At 62.4% G+C, this 229-nt stretch carries 1 protein-coding gene; it reads right to left on the bottom strand.

The annotated features are described in order from the left end of the window. Nucleotides 1–183 (bottom strand): hypothetical protein (locus OSB52_RS24730; RefSeq protein ID WP_266063980.1); only part of this gene is annotated, 183 nt, incomplete at its 3' end. Nucleotides 184–229 lie beyond the last annotated feature (46 nt).

Here is a 229-nt window from a genome sequence, read left to right as displayed (position 1 = left end):
TACCGCAACACCGAAATACGCGCCATCATCGATGAACACCGCACTCGACAGACCGACGCCCGCACACTCACCGGCCTCGCTACCGAAGTTGCGCACCTGCGAACGATCGTCGAGAGCCTCGCCGACACCGTCGCCCAGCACGACGAACAACTGCGTCGGCAACGCCGCAAACCGGATCGACAATGAACCATCCGGCCGATCGTTGCCGCAGGCTCGACCACTATTAGCC

The organism is Gordonia aquimaris, from assembly GCF_026262595.1.
Classification (GTDB): Bacteria; Actinomycetota; Actinomycetes; order Mycobacteriales; family Mycobacteriaceae; genus Gordonia; species Gordonia tangerina.
Note: the sequence above shows the minus strand (reverse complement) of the source record. Positions and strands in the feature narration are given on the sequence as shown.